This is a genomic window from [Clostridium] citroniae WAL-17108, assembly GCF_000233455.1.
In the GTDB taxonomy this organism is placed as follows: Bacteria; Bacillota; Clostridia; order Lachnospirales; family Lachnospiraceae; genus Enterocloster; species Enterocloster citroniae.
Genome location: NZ_JH376430.1, coordinates 166,469 through 187,084, shown reverse-complemented (window position 1 = coordinate 187,084; position 20,616 = coordinate 166,469). Strand labels below are relative to the sequence as shown.

19 protein-coding genes are annotated in these 20,616 nt (G+C 52.7%); all 19 read left to right on the top strand.

The genetic code is table 11. The annotated features are described in order from the left end of the window. Positions 1 to 6 precede the first annotated feature (6 nt). The 19 genes from HMPREF9469_RS26710 (at position 7) to HMPREF9469_RS26620 (ending at position 20,609) form a co-directional block, all read left to right on the top strand. Positions 7 to 906, top strand: a complete 900-nt coding sequence (locus HMPREF9469_RS26710) for a shikimate dehydrogenase family protein (protein ID WP_007869658.1) — start codon at positions 7 to 9, stop codon at positions 904 to 906. A gap of 452 nt (positions 907 to 1,358) precedes the next feature. Further along, on the top strand, positions 1,359 to 1,853 hold the full coding sequence (locus HMPREF9469_RS26705) for a deoxycytidylate deaminase (protein ID WP_007869656.1): 495 nt from the start codon (positions 1,359 to 1,361) through the stop codon (positions 1,851 to 1,853). 4 nt (positions 1,854 to 1,857) lie between these two features. Continuing rightward, complete coding sequence (locus tag HMPREF9469_RS26700) at positions 1,858 to 3,633, top strand: B12-binding domain-containing radical SAM protein (protein ID WP_007869655.1); 1,776 nt, start codon at positions 1,858 to 1,860, stop codon at positions 3,631 to 3,633. Positions 3,634 to 3,653: 20 nt separating this feature from the next. Continuing rightward, positions 3,654 to 4,325: an endonuclease III gene (nth, locus tag HMPREF9469_RS26695; RefSeq protein WP_007869654.1), complete on the top strand. Its 672-nt coding sequence runs from the start codon at positions 3,654 to 3,656 to the stop codon at positions 4,323 to 4,325. A gap of 72 nt (positions 4,326 to 4,397) precedes the next feature. Further along, complete coding sequence (locus HMPREF9469_RS26690) at positions 4,398 to 5,120, top strand: 3'-5' exonuclease (protein ID WP_007869653.1); 723 nt, start codon at positions 4,398 to 4,400, stop codon at positions 5,118 to 5,120. Positions 5,121 to 5,365: 245 nt separating this feature from the next. Continuing rightward, the gene (locus HMPREF9469_RS26685; RefSeq protein ID WP_007869648.1) at positions 5,366 to 6,940 is read left to right on the top strand and encodes a VanW family protein; all 1,575 of its coding nucleotides are present in this window, start codon (positions 5,366 to 5,368) and stop codon (positions 6,938 to 6,940) included. Continuing rightward, a complete protein-coding gene (locus HMPREF9469_RS26680) occupies positions 6,937 to 7,551 on the top strand; it encodes an AIR synthase family protein (RefSeq protein ID WP_007869646.1) in 615 nt (204 codons plus the stop codon). The genes HMPREF9469_RS26685 and HMPREF9469_RS26680 overlap by 4 nt, the downstream gene beginning before the upstream one ends. 63 nt (positions 7,552 to 7,614) lie before the next feature. Continuing rightward, a complete protein-coding gene (locus tag HMPREF9469_RS26675; protein WP_007869644.1) occupies positions 7,615 to 8,097 on the top strand; it encodes an Lrp/AsnC family transcriptional regulator in 483 nt (160 codons plus the stop codon). Continuing rightward, on the top strand, positions 8,094 to 9,266 hold the full coding sequence (locus tag HMPREF9469_RS26670; protein WP_007869641.1) for an aminotransferase class I/II-fold pyridoxal phosphate-dependent enzyme: 1,173 nt from the start codon (positions 8,094 to 8,096) through the stop codon (positions 9,264 to 9,266). Before HMPREF9469_RS26675 ends, HMPREF9469_RS26670 begins: the two co-directional genes overlap by 4 nt. A 7-nt stretch (positions 9,267 to 9,273) precedes the next feature. Further along, positions 9,274 to 9,777 carry a tRNA (cytidine(34)-2'-O)-methyltransferase gene (locus HMPREF9469_RS26665; protein WP_007869639.1) on the top strand — a complete coding sequence of 168 codons (504 nt, stop codon included), beginning with the start codon at positions 9,274 to 9,276 and terminating at the stop codon, positions 9,775 to 9,777. A 211-nt stretch (positions 9,778 to 9,988) separates the two neighbouring features. Continuing rightward, the gene (locus HMPREF9469_RS26660; RefSeq protein ID WP_007869637.1) at positions 9,989 to 10,984 is read left to right on the top strand and encodes a LacI family DNA-binding transcriptional regulator; all 996 of its coding nucleotides are present in this window, start codon (positions 9,989 to 9,991) and stop codon (positions 10,982 to 10,984) included. 48 nt (positions 10,985 to 11,032) lie between these two features. Continuing rightward, positions 11,033 to 12,577 (top strand): acyl CoA:acetate/3-ketoacid CoA transferase, encoded by a 1,545-nt coding sequence (locus HMPREF9469_RS26655; protein WP_007869635.1) that lies wholly within the window; start codon positions 11,033 to 11,035, stop codon positions 12,575 to 12,577. 184 nt (positions 12,578 to 12,761) lie between these two features. After that, positions 12,762 to 13,943 carry a CaiB/BaiF CoA transferase family protein gene (locus HMPREF9469_RS26650; protein ID WP_007869633.1) on the top strand — a complete coding sequence of 394 codons (1,182 nt, stop codon included), beginning with the start codon at positions 12,762 to 12,764 and terminating at the stop codon, positions 13,941 to 13,943. A gap of 5 nt (positions 13,944 to 13,948) precedes the next feature. After that, positions 13,949 to 14,731 (top strand): enoyl-CoA hydratase/isomerase family protein, encoded by a 783-nt coding sequence (locus tag HMPREF9469_RS26645; RefSeq protein ID WP_007869631.1) that lies wholly within the window; start codon positions 13,949 to 13,951, stop codon positions 14,729 to 14,731. Between the two features lie 14 nt (positions 14,732 to 14,745). Beyond that, a complete protein-coding gene (locus tag HMPREF9469_RS26640; protein WP_007869628.1) occupies positions 14,746 to 16,404 on the top strand; it encodes an FAD-binding protein in 1,659 nt (552 codons plus the stop codon). A gap of 40 nt (positions 16,405 to 16,444) precedes the next feature. Beyond that, a complete protein-coding gene (locus tag HMPREF9469_RS26635) occupies positions 16,445 to 17,545 on the top strand; it encodes a C4-dicarboxylate TRAP transporter substrate-binding protein (protein WP_007869626.1) in 1,101 nt (366 codons plus the stop codon). 19 nt (positions 17,546 to 17,564) lie between these two features. After that, on the top strand, positions 17,565 to 18,056 hold the full coding sequence (locus HMPREF9469_RS26630) for a TRAP transporter small permease (protein ID WP_227884730.1): 492 nt from the start codon (positions 17,565 to 17,567) through the stop codon (positions 18,054 to 18,056). Then, positions 18,056 to 19,345: a TRAP transporter large permease gene (locus HMPREF9469_RS26625; RefSeq protein WP_007869622.1), complete on the top strand. Its 1,290-nt coding sequence runs from the start codon at positions 18,056 to 18,058 to the stop codon at positions 19,343 to 19,345. Before HMPREF9469_RS26630 ends, HMPREF9469_RS26625 begins: the two co-directional genes overlap by 1 nt. 172 nt (positions 19,346 to 19,517) lie before the next feature. After that, positions 19,518 to 20,609, top strand: coding sequence for a protein kinase family protein (locus HMPREF9469_RS26620; protein ID WP_007869620.1), 1,092 nt, complete (start codon positions 19,518 to 19,520; stop codon positions 20,607 to 20,609). The last annotated feature ends 7 nt before the right edge of the window (positions 20,610 to 20,616 follow it).

The window sequence follows — 20,616 nt, the reverse complement described above, 5'->3', positions numbered from 1 at the left end:
GGTATCATGAATCTGGAAAATGTAAAATTCAATACAGACACAAAGCTTGTGTTAAACATAGGCGACCCCATGGGCAAGACCAACGCGCCCAGGGCGTACAACAAACTGTTTGGGGAGCTGGACATGAACGCCATCATGCTTCCGGTGGAAGTAAAAAAAGGAGAACTGCCCCAATTCATGGAGGCATGTAAAATGCTGCATATCCGCTACATATCCCCCACCATGCCTCACAAAAAGGATATCATTCCCCTGTTGGATGATGTGGACGAGAGTTCCAGGATCTTCCAGTCTGTCAACGCGGTCCGCATTGATGAGGACGGCACCAGCCATGGCGTGGGCATGGACGGCAAAGGCGCCCTGAACGCAATCTTAAGCAGCGGTGTTCAGCTGGTGGGAAAAGAGGCGCTCATGCTGGGAAGCGGCAGTATCAGCGGAGTGATCGGTCTGGAACTGTCAAAGCACGGCATCAGGAAGCTTACGATTTTAAACAGGACAGTGGAAAAGGCGCAGGAGATTGCAGACATACTGAATACCCATACATCCATGGAGACAAAGGCCCTGGCCTCCACACCGGAGAACCTGGATCAGGCGGCGGGCACGGCCCAGCTCTTTTTGCAGGTAACGCCCCTGGGAATGGCGGGATATGGAAGAACCCATGAGTATCTGGGGTTTGTAGATCATTTACCCAAAGACTGTGTGGTATTTGACGTTATCATCAATCCGGCGGATACACCCGTGATCTCAGCCGCCAAGGCAAGGGGCCTTAAGACAGTGCCCGGACTTAAAATGCTGGCCGGGCAGATGGAAGTAATTTTCCGGTTCATGTTCGGAGTGGAACTGACCCAGGAGGATAAGAATGCCTGCATTCAGGAATTATGCCAATTCCTGGGAGTTACCATTGACTGAAGACGCAGGTTGTTATCTGGACCTGTTTGTGGACATGAGGGATGCCGCGTGAAAGGAAACGCAGCAGTGCCATGCCTATCTGTCCAACACGGCCGAGGCAGCGGTCGGTATCGCGGCCGGGGTGATCGTGGCACCGGTTTTGGCCCACAGGCAGATGCGGCGTAGTTCTTGTTGAAAACGTACAGGTATTGAAACTGCAATGATGATTGACAGGGGAGAGCAACAGCAAATTAAAAGCAGATACCGGAGTAAAACACCCGCCTTACAGATTTTCCATACGGCGGGTGTTTTTATTTGCTGCCGCCATGGTGGCAGAGGGCGGGCGGGCAGAGGGCAAAGGCTCGTGGCAACACCCAGCACCCTACATAAAGTCCAAAAACCATAGGAAAATAAGAAAATATGTGATATAATACGCTCCAAACAATAATCCGCATAAAAGGAGGAGATTGGGAATGACTGGAAAGCGTTTAGATTATATAACATGGGATGAGTATTTTATGGGAGTCGCCCTGCTGTCGGGAAGGCGGTCCAAAGACCCCAGCACCCAGGTGGGAGCCTGCATCGTCAGCCAGGACAACAAGATACTGTCCATGGGTTACAACGGATTCCCCAAGGGGTGCTCAGATGATGAGTTTCCGTGGGGAAAGGAGGCAGAGCAGGAAGATCCCTATAATTCCAAATATTTCTACTCCACACACAGCGAATTAAATGCTATCCTTAATTACAGAGGGGGAAGCCTGGAGGGAAGCAAGCTGTACGTGACTCTGTTCCCCTGCAACGAGTGTGCCAAGGCCATCATCCAGGCCGGCATCAAGACCATTGTGTTCAGAGAAGACAAGTATGCCGATACCCCGGCCGTCAGGGCGTCCAAGCGGATGCTCAATGCAGCCGGAGTACGCTATTACCAGTATCAGCCAACGGGCAGGAAGATCGAGATTGAGGTATAGCCCTATGAAGATATTGCTGGTGGCTGTCAACGCCAAGTATATTCATTCCAATCTGGGCATATACAGCCTGAAGGCCTATGCCCGGCAGCAGCTGGAGGCCGATCCCCCGCGAACCCAAGATCCTGTCAGTATTGAACTGGCCGAGTACACCATCAACCATCAGCTGGACGCATGTCTGCAGGATCTATACAGGAGAAAGCCCGATGTGATCGGGTTTTCCTGTTATATCTGGAACATAGAGAGTATCCGGTCCCTGGCCGCCGACATAAGAAAGCTGCTGCCCCATGTCCCCCTGTGGCTGGGCGGACCGGAAGTCTCCTATGACGCGAGAAAGGTTTTGCAGGACATGCCCTTTATTACCGGGGTCATGAAGGGGGAAGGGGAGGAGACGTTTGCACAGCTGGTCCGGTATTATGTGGATAACGGGACGGAAGATCCCGCAGACTGTGGAAAAGTCCGCGGTCAGGGCCTGTCCCGGCTTACGGGGCTTACCTACCGAGGCCCGGACGGCGCCATAACGGACACGGGCATTCGCCCTGTTATGGATCTCAGCCGTATTCCATTTTCCTATGACTGCATCAAGCTGGAGGAACTGGAACACAGGATCATCTACTATGAGAGCAGCAGGGGATGCCCCTTTTCCTGCAGTTACTGTCTTTCTTCCATAGATAAGCAGATCCGTTTCAGGAACCTGGATCTGGTTAAGGAGGAACTGCTGTTTTTCCTGAATGCCGGGGTGCCTCAGGTGAAATTTGTGGACAGGACCTTTAACTGTAAAAAAAGCCACGCCATGGCCATATGGAGGTGGATACAGGAACATGACAACGGGGTTACCAACTTCCACTTTGAGATCGCGGCCGACCTTTTGGGGGAGGAGGAGATGGAACTGTTAGCCGGTATGCGTCCCGGGCTGGTGCAGCTGGAGATTGGCGTCCAGACCACCAATGTGCAGGCCCTTGAGGCCATCCGCCGAAAGACTGACATAGATGAGATCCGCCGTATCACTTCCAGAATCAACGCGGGCAGAAATGTACACCAGCACCTGGACCTGATCGCAGGCCTGCCCTATGAGGGGATGGAGAGTTTTCAGAAATCCTTTGATGACGTGTATTCCATGGAGCCGGAGCAGCTGCAGCTGGGGTTCTTAAAAGTGTTAAAGGGGTCCTACATGGAGGAGAAAGCGCCGGACTACGGCCTGGTGTATTCATCCACTCCGCCATATGAGGTGCTTTCCACCAGGTGGCTGTCCTATGACCGGATACTGGAGCTTAAGACAGTGGAAGACATGGTGGAGGTCCATTATAACAGCAGACAGTTTACATGTACACTGAAGGCCCTTGAAAAAGAATTCCCCTCCCCTTACCAAATGTTCCTTGCCATGGGGGAATACTACCAAAAACATGGGCTGACAGGTATGAACCACAGCCGCATTGCAAGATATGAGATCCTTTTTGCAATGATAGAGGAATATCTGCACGGTCCGTCCGTGGAAGCTTACCGGGACCGTTTGACAGCGGACCTGTATCTGAGGGAAAATGTCAAAAGCCGTCCTTCCTTTGCCAGGGATCAGGCTCCGTATAAATCAAAGATCAGGGACTTTTTCATCTCTGAGGAAAAGAACCCCCGGTATCTGGCGGGCTACGAGGGCTTTGATTCCAGGCAGATGAGCAAGATGGCTCATGTGGAAGCCATGGGGGACAAAACATTGGTCCTGTTTGATTACAGGAACCGGGATCCCCTGACCTACAATGCCAGGGCATGTGTCCTGGAGTTAAACTGATCATCCTGAGAGGAAACTGTATGAAGGAAACTACAACCAGAAAAAAACGCGAGACAAAAAAAGAGCAGGCCGACCGCATCCTGCGCATCCTGGCGGCCCTGGACCGGGAGTACGGTACAGAGTACAGATGCTATTTGAACCATGAGACCCCATGGCAGCTGTTGATCGCGGTGATCATGAGCGCCCAGTGCACGGATGCCCGGGTCAATATTGTCACAGCGGATCTGTTTAAGAAATATAATACCTTGGAAAAATTTGCCCGGGCCGATTTAAAGGAACTGGAACAGGACATCCATTCCATTGGGTTTTACCATATGAAGGCAAAAAATATCATTGCCTGCTGCAGGGACCTGGTGGAGAAGTTCGGCGGGAAAGTGCCGGAGACCATAGAGGAACTGACCTCCCTGGCAGGGGTGGGACGCAAGACCGCCAATGTGATCCGGGGAAACATTTACAATGAACCCAGCATCGTGGTAGATACCCATGTGAAGCGCATTTCCGGGAAGCTGGGGCTTACAAAGGAAGAGGACCCGGAAAAGATTGAGTATGACCTGATGCGGGTACTGCCGAAGGACCACTGGATCCTCTGGAATATCCACATCATTACCCTGGGAAGGACCATCTGCATTGCAAGACGTCCCAAGTGCGTAGAGTGCTTTTTAAGGGATGAGTGCCCGGGATGTGAGTGCTGACCTTAGCGCTGCATTGCGTAAATTCCTGTGATTTACGCCATGAGGTACTAGAATAGGAGACGGAAGAAGAGAATGATGAATTCATACATAGCCTTGGATCTGGAGACAACGGGACTTGAGGCCAAACAGGAAAAGATAACCGAGATAGCAGCCATCAAGATCATAGACGGAGCCGTTGCCGGGCAGTTTGTGACCCTTGTAAACCCTATGCGCAGGCTGGGGATGCACATTACGCGGCTGACCGGGATTACAGATGAGATGTTAAAGGATGCGCCGCCCATAGAGGATGTGATAGGGGACGCAGTGGAATTCTTTGGCGATCTGCCCCTTTTGGGGCATAATATTATGTTTGATTATAGTTTTTTAAAGCACGCGGCAGTCAACAGCCGTCTGGAATTTGAAAAGGAAGGTTTGGACACCCTGATGCTGTGCCGGGCGTTTATGCCCGGGGATGTGAAGCGGAATCTGTCCTGTGCCTGCTCTTACTATCATATATCCCAGTCCGCTGCCCACCGTGCCCAGGCCGATGCGGAGGCGGCGCACAGGCTTTACCAGGAGCTGTTAAAGCTCCACAGCCAGGACAGACCGGAACTGTTCACCTCAAAACCCTTGATTTACAAGGCAAAAAGGGAGCAGCCGGCCACAAAAAGGCAAAAAGAATACTTGCAGGATTTAGTAAAATGTCATAGAATAGACATAACTGTGCAGATTGATGATATCAGCCGCAGCGAGGCATCGCGGATGATCGACACCATTATCTCCCAGTACGGAAGGATTCCAAGGCAAATCTCTTAAATATAGATAGATAAATGAAGAGATTCGAGGCATATTAATATTAAAGAAGGTGAATGTACATGATGAATATGAGCGATCCTAAGATGAAGAAGATTATTTCAACCATCATTGTTGTAGTGTTAGTTCTGGCAATGATCGTGCCCATGGCACTCAGCGCCCTGATGTACTAAAATCCGTTCTGGGCTTATATATATAACTCAGGATGTGAAGGAAAAGAATTTATGTAACCGGGAAGAGGAGAAATTATGAAAAAAGCAATAGGAAATGCCGGTTTGGCGGCAGTCATAAGTATAGGGCTGCTTGCGGCATTTCCAGTGATCGCCTGGGCCGCGCCCGTGCTTCCTGTGGGAATCAGCATAGGCAGCCAGAGTCTGGCAGGGATGACGGCGGAGGAGGCCAGGTCCGCAGTGGAACAGTATGTAAATGGGCTGGCGGGCCAGAAGGTGATCCTGAACGTGGACGGACAGGACGTTGAGACCACGGCAGGGGAGCTGGGCTTTCACTGGAGCAACACCGATGCAGTAGACCAGGCAGCCAGCCAGTATGCGGGGGGCAGCCTCATCAGACAATATATGGTCCAGAAGGATCTGGCGTCCGCGCCCGTGGATCTGGAACTGGACACGGAAGTGGATTCCGCAAAGGTAAAGGCATTTGTGGATACCCAGTGTCAGGCAGTGACAGCCCAGCCCCAGGATGCGACCATAACCAGGGAGAACGGCCAGTTTGTCATTACGGATTCTGTGGCGGGCAAGGTGGTTGACGCAGCGGCCACGGAAGCGGCCCTGAATGAAGCCCTGGAAGGCGGACTGGAAGAACCTGTAAAAGTGACGGCAGAGGTGGCTGAGCAGCAGCCGGCCATCACCACAGAGGCCCTTGCAACCATTCAGGATGTGCTGGGGACCTATACAACTGATTTCAGCAGCAGCGGTGCAGCACGCTCCACCAACCTGGCGGTAGGCGCGGCCAAGATCAACGGCCATCTGCTTATGCCCGGGGAGGTTTTATCCGGTTATGAATGCCTGCAGCCATTTACAACAGCTAACGGCTATAAGACCGCGGCGGCCTATGAGAACGGCCAGGTCGTGGACAGTATCGGCGGAGGTGTGTGCCAGCTTGCCACTACACTGTATAACGCATCACTGGAGGCCGAGGTGGAGATCGTTCAGAGACAGAACCACTCCATGATAGTGACCTATGTAAAACCATCCAGGGATGCGGCCATTGCAGGCACATACAAGGATATTAAGATTAAGAACAATTACAGCACTCCGATTTACGTGGAGGGTTACACCGAAGGCAGGAAGCTGACTTTTACCATTTACGGAAAAGAGACGCGTCCGGAAAACCGCAAAGTGGAATATGTATCCGAAACCCTTGGAAGCACCAGTCCGGGAGAACCCCAGCTGATCGTGGACAATACACTGGCGCCGGGGGCAAAGGTGAAGGTCCAGTCCTCCCATACAGGACTCAGGTCCAGGCTATGGAAAGTGGTGACCGTGGACGGCGTGGAGCAGGAGAGGACCCTTCTCAACAAGGATACCTACAATGCATCCAAGGCAATCTACCGTGTAGGTCCCGCTCTTCCGGCCGATGTACCGCCGGATCCCAATGCAGCCGCTCCTGTGGAGACGGCACCGGTTGAGACCGCACCGGTGACCGGCGTGGACGGCGGACCGGGTGTGACGCAGCCGGCGCCTACAGAGGCGGCGCCAGACCCGGCGCCGGCAGATCCGGCTCCGGTACAGGCAGATCCGGCGCCTACAGAGGCGGCACCTGACCCGGCACCGGTTGTGACACCTGTACCGGAGGCAGCGGGATGAGGACCGCAGGCCAGGGACCGGGGGGATTTGAGAAGCGGGAAGGCTTCATGAAACCCGGTCAGGATCTGGTGATGGCGGGATTTACAGGCTTTGCCGGGACCTGCAGGATCGGAGCGCGTAAGAGAGGGGAGCTTGAGGCACATTTTTCCCCCATGTTCTTAAACTGCCTGGACCAGGCGGAAGAAAGCTGTGTGAGACAATGGATGGAACGTGAGCTGTCGCAGAAGGATTGTGCTGTGACAGCCCACGAATATGCAGGAGAGGGCGGCGTATTAGCTGCCCTTTGGAATTTATCCGGAATTTTTAATGTTGGGATCGATGTGGATCTAAGGGCGCTGCCCATCCGGCAGGTGACCGTGGAAGTGTGTGAACTATATGAGCTGAATCCCTACAGGCTGCTCTGCGGTGACTGTGTCATCATGGCATCGGACCGGGGAGGGCAGCTGGTAAGACGCCTGAAAGCAGCGGGGATCCCCGGCGCGGTGATCGGATGTGTGACCGGGGGCATTGCAAGGCAGATCCGCCATGGAGAGGAGACCGTGGGTTATCTGGAGCGGCCAAAGCCTGACGAACTGTTAAAGATCACAGATAGTTACGCAGTACAGCACTAGCGCTCTGTTTGTTCAGGGCGTTGGTTCTGCATATAAATATAGAAAGCGGAGGATGTTATAACCATGAGAGAGAAGATTCTGGCAGTCATTGAAAAGAACAGCAGGATTGATATTAAGGACCTGGCCGTTTTGTTGGGAGAAAGCGAAGTCGCGGTGGCCAATGAGATCGCGGCAATGGAAAAAGAACACATTATCTGCGGATACCACACCCTGATCAACTGGGACAACACCAGCGATGAAAAAGTAGTGGCCCTGATCGAGGTAAAGGTAACTCCTCAGAGAGGCATGGGATTTGACAAGATCGCAGAGCGAATTTACCAGTACAGTGAGGTGGAGGCTGTTTACCTGATGAGCGGTGCTTATGATTTCACTGTATTCATTGAAGGAAAAACCATGCGCCAGGTGGCCCAGTTTGTATCTGACAGGCTGGCGCCCATGGAGTCCGTGCTCAGTACCGCAACCCATTTTGTTCTGAAAAAATACAAAGACCATGGCACCGTGATCAGTGAGCCGGTGCAGGATGAAAGGATGCTGATTACCCCATGAGAAATCCATTATCAGATAAGATCGTAAAGATACCGCCTTCCGGGATCCGCAAGTTTTTTGATATTGTCAGCGAGATGAAGGACGCCATTTCCCTGGGCGTGGGCGAGCCTGACTTTGACACTCCGTGGCACATCAGGGAGGAGGGCATCTATTCCCTGGAAAAGGGCCGCACCTTTTACACCTCCAATGCCGGATTAAAGCCCCTGAAGGTGGAGATATGTGAATACTTAAAGCGCCGGTGCGGCGTGGTTTATGACCCCGACCATGAGGTGCTGGTGACAGTGGGCGGCAGCGAGGCCATTGACATTGCCATGCGAGCCATGCTTAACGAGGGGGACGAGGTGCTGATCCCTCAGCCCAGCTACGTATCCTACATGCCCTGTGTGACCCTGGCGGACGGTGTGCCGGTGGTGATTGAGCTGGAGGAAAAGGATCAGTTCAGGCTGACCCCTGAAAAGATGCTGGAGAAGATCACGGATAAGACGAAGATCCTGGTGCTTCCTTTCCCCAACAACCCCACCGGAGCGATTATGGACCGGAATGACCTGGAGAAAATTGTGGAGATTGTTCTGGAAAAAGACCTGTTTGTGGTTTCGGATGAGATCTACTCAGAGCTTACATACGGCGATGAAAAACATGTGACCATTGCGTCCTTCCCCGGGATGAAGGAGAGGACGGTTCTGATCAACGGTTTTTCCAAGGCATATGCCATGACCGGCTGGCGCCTGGGCTATGCTGCCGCTCCGGCTGTGATTTTGGAGCAAATGCTGAAGATCCACCAGTACGCCATCATGTGCGCCCCAACCACCAGCCAGTACGCTGCTGTCTCCGCCATGAAGAACGGGGATCCGGACGTGGCCATGATGCGGGAGTCCTACAACCAGCGCCGCCGCTTCCTGCTCCATGCATTTGCGGAGATGGGAATCGAGTGCTTTGAACCCCTGGGCGCATTTTATACGTTTCCCAACATTAAACGTTTTGGGATGACATCCGAGGAGTTTGCAACCAGGCTTTTGCAGGAAGAAAAGGTGGCTGTTGTGCCGGGAACCGCATTTGGTGACTGCGGGGAGGGTTTTGTAAGGATTTCCTATGCTTATTCCCTGAATAACCTGAAGGAAGCGCTGGGACGCATCCAGCGCTTTGTAAGCCGCCTGGATGGAAAGGCGTGACACAACCATGATGAACATTGTATTATTAGAGCCTGAGATGCCCTCCAATACAGGAAATATCGGCAGGACCTGCGTTGCCACCAAGACCAGGCTCCATCTCATCGAACCCCTGGGATTTAAGCTGAACGAAAAGGCGCTTAAGAGGGCCGGACTGGATTACTGGGATAAACTGGATGTGACCGTGTACAGTGATTATCAGGATTTCCTGGAACGCAACCCCGATGCCCTGGGGCGCATGTATTTTGCCACCACCAAGGCCCATAAGGTTTACTCCAATGTGGAATATGAACCGGACTGTTATCTTATGTTCGGCAAGGAGAGTGCAGGGATACCCGAGGAGATCCTGGTGGAGAATGAGGAGCATTGTATCCGTATTCCCATGTGGGGGGACATCCGCTCCCTGAACCTGTCTAACTCTGTGTCGGTGGTGCTGTATGAGGCGCTGCGGCAGCATGGATTTGAGAAGATGGCCCTCACAGGGCAGCTGCATCATCTGAACTGGAATCATTAGAATATATAGGGAAGGCTGCGGACACTGCGGTTTATTACGCAGGGGGGCGGCCTTTTTCTATGGCGGCACGGATCTTATTCCTTGGGGCGGCGTACCTTTACAGATCCTATTTTTGGGGCGGTTTGCGCTTTGGGAAACATAAAACATTCTTTGACGGAAGGAACCATGTCTGTTATACTGAAAAAAGTACAAGAGGCATGAGGTGTATAGAATGGCTACAATAAAAGACGTTGCAAAAGAGGCTGGTTTTTCTGTCTGTACCGTGTCCAGGGCCCTGGCCGGCAAGGGATATATTAAAGAGGAGACACGCCAGAGGATCATGGAGGCTGTGCGGACCGTGGACTACAGGCCCAATAATCTGGCGGTCAGCTTAAAGACGGGCCGGACCAACACGCTGGCGCTGATCATACCCGATGTTATGAACATGTATTATCCGCGTCTGGAGAAGTACATAGAAAAATATGCAGCGGATCAGGGCTTTATGGTATATCTGTGCAATTCCAATAACGACATTGAGCGGGAAAAGAAGTTCATAGAAAACCTCAGTCTGAAAAAGGTTGACGGGGTCATTGTTACGCCCTGTACCAATGAGCATCAGCATATCAAAAAGCTTAATGATTTCGGCATCCCCTATGTGTACCTGAACCGCAATTTCCCGGATGATGTTGAGCGGTGCATCCGGGTGGACAACTTTAAGGGAGCCTATGACTGCGTTTCCTACCTCCTGGACAATGGCTATACACGCATTGGCGGTGTGTTCCAGAGTTTTAATAACATGATCTATGAGGAACGTTATGCCGGAATGGTCAAGGCATTAAAGGACCGGGGAATCCAGGCGGACAAGGATATCATACTTTTGGACGTGGACGATCTGGATCATTCCCACAAGCGGATTGAGAAGCTTTTAAAAAGAAAGCACAGGCCGCAGGCCATATTTACATCCAATGATATGCTGGCCTTTGGTGTGTACAGGGCGGCGTATAACTGCGGCATCAGGATACCGGAGGATCTGTCCGTCATGGGTTATGACAATATCATCATGACCGATAAGATCATACCTCCCCTCACCTCCTATTACACGCCTGCGGAAGAGATTTCCAGGGCGGCGGTGGAGTATATATGCGCATGCATCAGCGGGAAAGAGGCGGACAGGTTCCCGATTTATGAAGGGAAACTGGTGCTGAGGGATTCGGTAAGGCCCTGTTGAGATTATGATCTGTTCTATTAATACACAACAAGAAGGGGGATATGAAGTATGTCAAAATGTATGTCACTGGAGGAGGCTGTAAATCTGGTAAAAGACGGGGACAGCTTGTGGCTTTCAGGAGGGGGAGGAGGGATCAACGATCCGGGTTATCTGCTCTCCGGCCTGGAAAAGCGGTTCTTGGACACGGGAAGCCCGGCCGGGCTGACCCTTTATCACAGCGCCGGCATCGGAGACAAGCAGGGGGGAGGAGCGGACCATTTTGCCCATAAAGGCATGGTGAGAAAGGTAGTGGGAAGCCACTGGACCTGGTCTGTGAATATGCAGAAACTGGCCATGGAGAACCAGATAGAGGCATATGTCCTTCCGCAGGGAGTCATGACCCAGCTGGTGAGGGAGATCGCGGCCGGGAGACCGGGCCTGATCACAAAGACGGGTCTTCATACCTTTGTGGATCCCAGAGTGGAGGGCGGCCGCGTGAATGAATGTTCAAAAGAGGAGCTTTCTTTTTTATTTACCAAAGATGTAAACGATTATATATTTTATAAAAGCTTCCATTTGGACGTTGCCCTGTTCCGGGGATCTGCCGCGGATGAGGATGGAAACATCAGTTTTGAGGATGAGGGACTGATGACGGAAGCGCTTTCCCAGGCCCAGGCGGTAAAAAACTGCGGCGGGGTCGTCATATGCCAGGTGAAACGGATGGTGGAACGAGGCGGGATCCGACCGGACTGTGTGGCGGTACCCGGTATACTGGTCGATGCCGTGGTGGTGGACTCCCGGCAGAGAATGTCCATGAAAACAGAATATGATGAAACCCTGTCCGGAAAGAAACGGGGAGGACTTCCTGAAAGCGAGTATATGCCCCAGGACAACCGTAAGGTAATGGCCAAGCGGGCGGCCATGGAGCTAAAAAGAGGTGATATGGTCAATTTGGGATTTGGGGTGCCCGCCGGAGTGGGCAAGGTGCTGGAGGAGAGCGGCTGCCAGTCCTGTATCCACCTGTCCCTGGAACAGGGGATCATAGGCGGTGTTCCCGCCACGGGCACTGATTTTGGCATAGCTTACAACCCCCAGGCGATCATCTGCGAGACAAACCAGTTTGACTGGTATGACGGCGGTGGGCTGGATGTGGCCGTGCTTTCCTTTGCTGAATTTGACCGGCAGGGAAATGTAAATGTAAGCAAGTTCAACCATGTGGTCAACGGAGTGGGCGGATTCATCAACATTTCCCAGAACGCAGGGCGGGTTGTTTTTACAGGAACATTTACGGCCGTGGGGCTGAGAGAGGAATGTAAGGAGGGAAGACTGCAGATTCTTCAGGAGGGAAGGGTGCAAAAGCTTGTGGATACAGTGGAGCAGGTCAGCTTCAGCGGGCCATACGCCAGGCAGACGGGACAGCCGGTCCTTTTTGTGACCGAACGGGCAGTGTTCCGGCTGGCAGATGAAGGGGTGGAACTGACAGAGATCGCCCCGGGGATCGATCTGCAAAAGGACGTTCTGGATGTCATGGGATTTGAACCCATTGTCAGCAGATACCTTAAAGTCATGGATCCACAGCTGTTTCAGGATATCCCTGTAAAATTAAATCTATAAATCACTATCAATGTATCGTTTAATAAAACCGGCTGGGGGCGGCCGGTTATTTATTACGTGAAAAACCTCTTGACATTTGTTGTGTAAACGATTATATTTAGAATTAACAAAACATATAAACGTTTACATATTATGCAACTATAAAAAAATAATAAAGAAAAAATAAACTACGGGAGGGAATCTTATGCTGGAAGGTGTTAAAGTCTTAAGCTTCACACATTATCTCCAGGGACCATCGGCAGCGCAGATACTGGCCGACCTGGGGGCGGAAGTAGTGAAGGTGGAGTCTCCAAAGGGAGCTTACGAGCGTTCCTGGTCAGGATGCAATACATACCCGGGAGGGGTCAGCATGTTTTTTCTGCTGGGCAACCGCAACCAGACATCAATTGCAGTGGACCTTAAAAGTAAGGAAGGGGTTGAGATCATCCACAAGCTGCTACGGGAGTATGATGTGGTGATCGAGAATTTCCGTGCAGGGGTAATGGAAAAGCTGGGACTGGGATACGAGGACCTAAAGAAGATCAACCCGGGCATTATCTATTGTTCCTGTTCCGGCTACGGATCTTCCGGTCCCTATGTGAAGAAGCCGGGGCAGGACCTGCTGATCCAGAGCATGAGCGGCCTTGTATCCCTGACCGGCTCCGATCCCGAGGCCCCCTCTCCGGTGGGAACACCGGTGGTGGACCAGCATGGGGCAGTGCTGGCAGCCCTTGGGGTGGTGGCCTCCGTTTATGACAGGGCCAGGACGGGGAAAGGCCATAAGGTGGAGGCAAGCCTTCTGGGATCGGCATTGGATCTGCAGCAGGAAGCCCTGGGATATTATCTCAACGGAGGACAGTTTACAGAGCGCCCCACCACCGGGCTCAGCACCAGGTTCCACCAGTCTCCCTACGGCGTGTACAGGACCGGGGACGGCTGCATCACCCTTTCCCTGGTTCCGGTGGAAAAGCTGAGGGAGCTGTTTACGCCGGGATGTCTGGACGGATATACCTCCAGGGACCAGATGGAGCGCAGATTGGAGTTTGATGCCGTGGTATGCCGGGAGATGAAGAAAAAGACCACCGGGGAGTGGAAGAAGATCTTCGATGAAAACGGTATTTGGTACGCGCCTGTGAATGATTACCAGGAGGTCCTGGAGGACGAACAGGTCAGGTACAATGACAATATCCTGACCATGCACCATCCCGTTGCAGGGGATGTGCGGGTGGTAGGACATGCAAACCGCTACGATGGGGAAAATATCAAGATCCGCAAGCTGCCTCCGAAATTGGGGGAGAGCACAAAAAGCCTGATGGAACGCCTGGGTTATGATGAGGAGACCATCAGAAGGTACAGGGAACACGGCATCATTACAATGGAGGAGTGACAGGGATGGAATATATAAATGATCTGCTGAAGGTAGAGGTACAGGATTATGTGGCGCTGGTGACGATCAACCACCCGCCGCTCAACATACTCACCCTTAAGCTGAGCGCGCAGATGAGGGATACCCTTCACTGCCTGGAGGAGGACGATGCGGTCCGGGTGGTGGTGCTTCGCGGGGCAGGGGAAAAGGCATTCTGTGTGGGAGCGGATATCAAGGAGTTTCCACAGGTGTGGGATGATGTGATCGGGAAAAAGCTGATGAACGAAAACCTGGCAATTGACGCCATTGAGCTTTTGGACAAGCCGGTTATTGCGGCCATGGAAGGCAATACCCTGGGCGGGGGATGCGAGATCGCCATGGCCGCGGATATCCGCATCATGAGCCAGGAAGGCAGGATCGGGCTCCCGGAGATCAATCTGGGAGTGTTTCCGGGGAGCGGCGGGCTGTTCCGGCTTGCCAGATATGTGGGGATCGCAAAGGCCTATGAGATGCTTTACACGGGAACTATCCTGGATGCCGGGGAGGCGCTTCAGTGCGGCCTGGTAAACAGGGTCGTGCCCCGGGGGCAGACGGAGGCGGCTGCCATGGAGATGGCAGGGATCATTGCGGACAAACCCTTTGAGGCGATCAAACTTATAAAGAAAGGGGTAAGACAGCTGTGGCAAAAGACCACGGAAGAGAATTTTTACCCTAATCTGGAATTCAGCAGAACGGTTTTTAAGACGCCTGACTGTGCAGAAGGGGTGGATGCATTTATCCATAAGCGCCAGCCCCGGTTCAGCAAATAACCAGGAGAGTGGAAATGAATATAACAATCGACATTTTAGTGATCGGCGCCGGAGGCGCCGGCTGCAGGGCGGCCATAGCGGCCGCGGACTGCGGAACCTCGGTTCTTCTGGCAAGCAAAAAGCCCTTGGGGGAGTCCGGGGCCACCAGTTATCCGGTGGCGGAGATGGCGGGATATAATGCAGGGGATGTCTCCATTCCCATGGATGTGCAGATGCATTACAACGATATCATCGAGGCTGGACAGGGAATGGCGGACGAAGAGCTGGCGGCCGTTGTTGCATCCAGGGCTCCGGAAACCATAAGGCAGCTGGAAGAGTGGGGAGTGAAGTTTGAGCATGAGAATGAGGGGTATTATGTGTTCCGCAGCTGTTTTTCCCATTACCCCAGGACCCATGTGATCAAAGGCCACGGTGAACCCGTGGTAAGAGCCATGAAGGACCAGATCCATGCGCGGCCCAATATAACGGTGATGGATGATGTCACTATCATGGGTCTGTATGTCAGGGATGGCTGCTGCGTGGGGGCCTGCGGCCTGGCGGGCCGGGAGATGGTATACATTAACTCCAAAGCCGTCATTCTGGCTTCAGGAGGATGCGGTCAGGCGTTTGAGCGCAATATGAATCCAAGCGATGTGACCGGTGGCGGTTATTCCATGGCATACCACGCGGGGGCAGACCTGGTGAACATGGAGTTTATGCAGATTGGAATGGGTTTTTCCTGGCCCGTTGTGAACATTTTCAACGGATACATATGGGAGACAAAACCAAGGCTGTCCGACCGGGAAGGAAAGGATATCTTTGAGGAGGTCCTTCCTCAGAATCTTACGCCGGACCAGGTGATGCATGAGCACAGGAAGCATTTCCCGTTTTCCAGCAGTGACGATTCAAAATACCTGGAAGTGGCTGTCCAAACCGCGGTCAAGAATGGGCGCGGCACACAGCGGGGAGGGATCAGGGCTGACTTTTCCCACATTACGGATGAATACGTGAACAGCCTGAAGGACGACTGCGGGATCCACCACATGTGGCCCATTGCAAGGGATTATTTAAGATCCCGGGGGGTGGATCTGCTGCTGGACCAGGTGGAAGTGGCCTGTTATGCACACGCCATCAACGGCGGGGTGCGGATCAATACAAAGGGCATGTCCTCCATACAGGGACTTTACGCAGCGGGCGAGTGTGCGGGCGGACCCCATGGAGCGGACCGCCTGGGGGGCAATATGATGGTGACCTGCCAGGTGTTTGGGGAGATTGCAGGCACCAGCGCGGCTGAGTATGCGCTGAGGACCCAGCATGCGGAACATGTGGAACATCTCAGAGATCCCCACATGGAGGAGATGAAGGCGCTGCTGCACCGGAAACTTGACTGCATGGGGATGTTAAACCGGCTGAGAAAGGCTGCCCAGGACAATCTTCTGGTGGCCCGGACCGAAGATGGGCTTACCCAGGTGTTAAATGTGGCCGGGGAACTGGAGGGGGAGATGGTGCATGCAGATACCTGCCAGGAGATATACCCGGAAAATATCGATCTTTACCACATGCTCACAACCGTGCGGATCATGGCCCGGTGCGCCCTGGAGAGAAGAGAAAGCCGGGGATCCCATCACCGTGCGGATCATCCCTTTAAGGACGAGAGATTTAACAAACCTGTAACCATACGAAAGAACGGCTAAGAGCCTTTCTGAAATAAATCCAACAAAGGAGAAGGAAATTATGAAGAAACACGTATTAGCATTAGCAATGGCAGCATCCATGGCAGCGCTCACAGCATGCGGCTCCATGCCTGGTATGGGAGTGACACAGGCGCCGGCCACTGAAGCGGCCAAGACAGAGGCGGCTAAGGCGGAGGAAGCACAGTCCGGCGACAGCAAGGCAGAGATACCTGCGCCTGCCGCTGACGACAAGGTTTATACGCTGAAGATCTCCACTTCCCAGACCGACCAGTCCCTGATCACCCAGGCATATATGAAGCTTGCGGACCGGGTAAAGGAAAATTCCAACGGACGCCTGGAAATCGAGGTATTCCCCTCCAGTCAGCTGGGCAATGACGAGGACGTGATCGAGCAGGCCATCCAGGGGGCAGGGATCGCCGTGAACACGGATGCGGCCAGGATGGGTACCTATGTAAAAGACATGGGCATCCTGATGATGGGATATTTTGCGGATAATTATGAGGAATGCCGTAAGATTACGGAGACAGACACGTTTAAGGGCTGGGAGAATGAACTTGCAGACAAACACGGAATCCGGGTGCTGGCATTTGACTTTTATGACGGGCCCAGGCATTTCATGACCAATAAGGAAGTTAAGACGCCTGAGGACTTAAAGGGGCTGCGTGTAAGGACCATTGGTGCAGAGGTGTGTACGGAGTCCATTGAAGCCATGGGAGGAACACCCATTGCCATGGCGTGGGGCGAGGTGTACAACGGCATTCAGTCTAAGGCACTGGACGCCTGTGAGGCGCAAAATACATCCACCTATCCGTCCAGAATTTATGAGGTTTGCAAGTACCAGACCAAGACAGGCCACTTCCAGCTTCTTCAGGCCCTGGTGTGCGGCGAATCCTGGTTTAAGAGCCTGCCTGAAGACCTGCAGAAGATCCTGGTGGACACTGCAAGGGAAGTGGGAGCGGAGAGTGCAGCAGATGTTTTGACAGAAGCGGAGAACTGTGAGAAAAAGATGGTGGAAGCCGGACTGACCATTGTGGAGCCGGACGTGGAGGCATTTAAGACAGCGGTGGAGCCGGCCTATGAGAAATTGGGTTATACGGAACTTCGTGAGCAGCTTTACAAAGAGATAGGAAAGACCAACTAAAGATTGCAGAAAGGTTTGGATGGCAATGAAAAGAATATCGGATATTACCCTCAAAGTCGAAGAGATCCTGGCCGCCGGCCTCCTTTGCCTGATCTCGGTCCTGGTGTTTGGCTCAGCCGTGGCCAGAACCATAGGCGTGCCTATTAACTGGGCCCAGGACATTGCGCTGCTGGCCTTTGCATGGCTGACCTTTCTGGGCGCGGACGTGGTGGCCAAATCCGGACGGCTCATTAATATTGATATGTTGACCAATCAGCTGCCAAAGGTGGTGCAGAAGCTCTTTGGGATCGTATTTGATATGATGATGTTGCTGTTCCTGTTTATTTTGATCGTGTATGGATTCCTGCTTGTGTCCCAGAGCTGGAGCCGTATGTTCAATACATTAAAGCTCAGCTATGCATGGTGCACCCTGGCTGTTCCTGTGGGAGCGCTCCTTCTGTTTACCACGGCGGCGGGCATGCTTGTAAGGGATATCAGAAAACCTGCAAAGGATTGGGGGCGGAGGGCATAATGTTAAACGCAATTGGGATATTTATGATTTTTTTGTTTTTAGGCATGCCGGTTGCATTTGCAATTGGAATATCAGGATTTATATTTTTCCTCATGAGGCCGGAGATACCGTGGACCATCCTGGTCCAGAAATCTCTGTCCACCACCCAGTCCTTTACCATGCTGGCGATCCCACTGTTCATATTTGCCGGAAACCTGATGAACAACACGGGCATTACCTCCAGGCTGGTGAAGCTGGCCAATGTTCTGACAGGACACATGTATGGCTCCATCGGCCAGGTATCCGTGGTCCTGTCCACCCTCATGGGCGGCGTGTCGGGATCGGCTGTGGCGGATGCGGCCATGGAGTGCCGTATCCTGGGGCCGGAGATGACAAAGCGCGGGTATGCCCCGGGCTGGTCCGCGGCCATCAACTGCCTGTCCGGCCTGATCGTGGCCACCATCCCCCCGTCCATGGGCCTGATCCTCTACGGCACAGTGGGGGAGGTATCCATTGGGCGTCTGTTTATCGCAGGCTTTGTACCGGGCTTTATCATGTGTATTTTTATGATGATAGCCACATCCTGGTCAGCCCGCCATTTCGGCTATAAGCCGGACCATGAAAAGCCCTCCTCCCTCAGGGAGATTGGGAAAGCCTGCATTGAAAGTATCTGGGCACTGCTCTTCCCGGTCATCCTGATTGTCTTAATCAGGGGCGGAGTGATGACGCCATCGGAATCAGGGGCATTTGCCGTATTTTATGCCCTGGTGGTGGGGGTATTTGTGTACAGGGAGCTGACCTGGGAGAAATTTAAGGAATGCCTGATCGACAGCGTAAAAGATATTTCTGTTATTACCATGGTCCTGGCATTTTCCGGGATCTTCAGCTACGGGGTGGTGTATGACCAGCTGCCAAAGGATGTTGCCTCCTTCCTGGTAGGCATGACCAGCAACCCAACCGTCATGCTGTTTCTGATCATTGTTATGCTGATTGTGTGCGGCATGTTTATGGAGACAACGGTCATTACCCTGATCGTCACCCCCATCCTTCTGCCGGTCATCAGACAGTACGGCATTGATCCGGTACAGTTTGGAATCATCATGATGACCACGGTAACCATGGGCTGTTCCACGCCTCCCGTGGGCGTGGCTCTGTATACCTGTTCCTCTATTATGGACTGTCCGGTGGAGGAGACCACAAAGTACTCCTGGCCCTTATTTGTGGCGATTTTTGGAACCCTTTTGATCTGCATTTTCCTGCCTGACCTGATCCTCTTTCTTCCGAATCTGGTATATGGGCCGTCCATGTGACCAATGGGCAAATTCAATGGTTTTATAAGGTGGCTGCCATGCTTTGCGTGGCAGTTTTCTTTGCCCTCATCTGTCATAAACATCCAATTCTTTACATACCCTAGAAGTAGCTGAAACGGCAGCTTCCCGTTTCGACTAAATGTGATGGGATAGAGTGTGGAGGGGTTGGAAAATGAACGAGAAGTACGTGGAAGCCTTAGAGCAGTATGAGATGGATGTAATATCAGTGAGAAAGGGCCGCGGTTCATGGATCTGTGAGACCAGGAACGGCTGCAGGCTTTTAAAAGAATACCGTGGAACGGTTAAACGCCTGGAATTCGAGGACGAGGTTCTGGGGATATTGGATACCAGGGGAAGCCTTAGGGCTGACCGGTACATAAGGAATAAAGAGGGAAGCCTTCTGACAATGACAGGAGACGGAACGCGCTACATACTAAAGGATTGGTTTATGGACAGGGAATGCAACATAAAAGACGGCTTTGAAATCCGTCAGGCATTGTCGCGCCTTGCCATGCTGCACGGTCAGCTGAGAACCGTGGAATTTAAGGAGGAGTGGAGCATGGGCTCCATCCTGTCCGAATCCCTGGAGGAAGAACTGGAGCGTCATAACAGGGAAATGCAGCGGACACGCAATTATATCCGCGGCAAACGGAAAAAATCCGAATTCGAGCTCTGCGTTATTGGAAATTACAACATGTTTTATGAGCAGGCCCTGGAGGCGGTGCAGGGGATCAGAAGCTTGTGGACGGAGAATGCAGTGGATTCCGAGTATGATGCCCTGGAGGCAGCGGAGATAAAGAACCCCAGGGGACCAAAGGGGGCGGTGCAGACTGCCGTACCTTCGGACCGCACAGGGGAAAAACCCGCATTCCTGTGCCACGGTGACCTGGACCAGCATCATGTGCTCATGGGGCCAAACTATACGGCTATTATCGAGTATAACCGTATGCACCTGGGGATCCAGGTCTCAGACCTATACCGGTTCATGCGTAAAGTCATGGAGAAGCACGGATGGAATGTGGACCTGGGATTATCCATGCTGGACTCCTATGAGCGGATCCTGCCCATGGACCGTCAGGAATTGACCTGCCTGTATTATCTGTTCCTGTATCCTGAGAAATACTGGAAACAGCTGAACTTTTATTACAATGCCAATAAGGCATGGATACCGGGCCGGAACATTGATAAACTCCACGGTCTGGAGGAACAGCAGCAGCAGAGGAATCACTTCCTGAAACGCCTTCAGGCTGACTGCGGGGTGTGATTAGTGT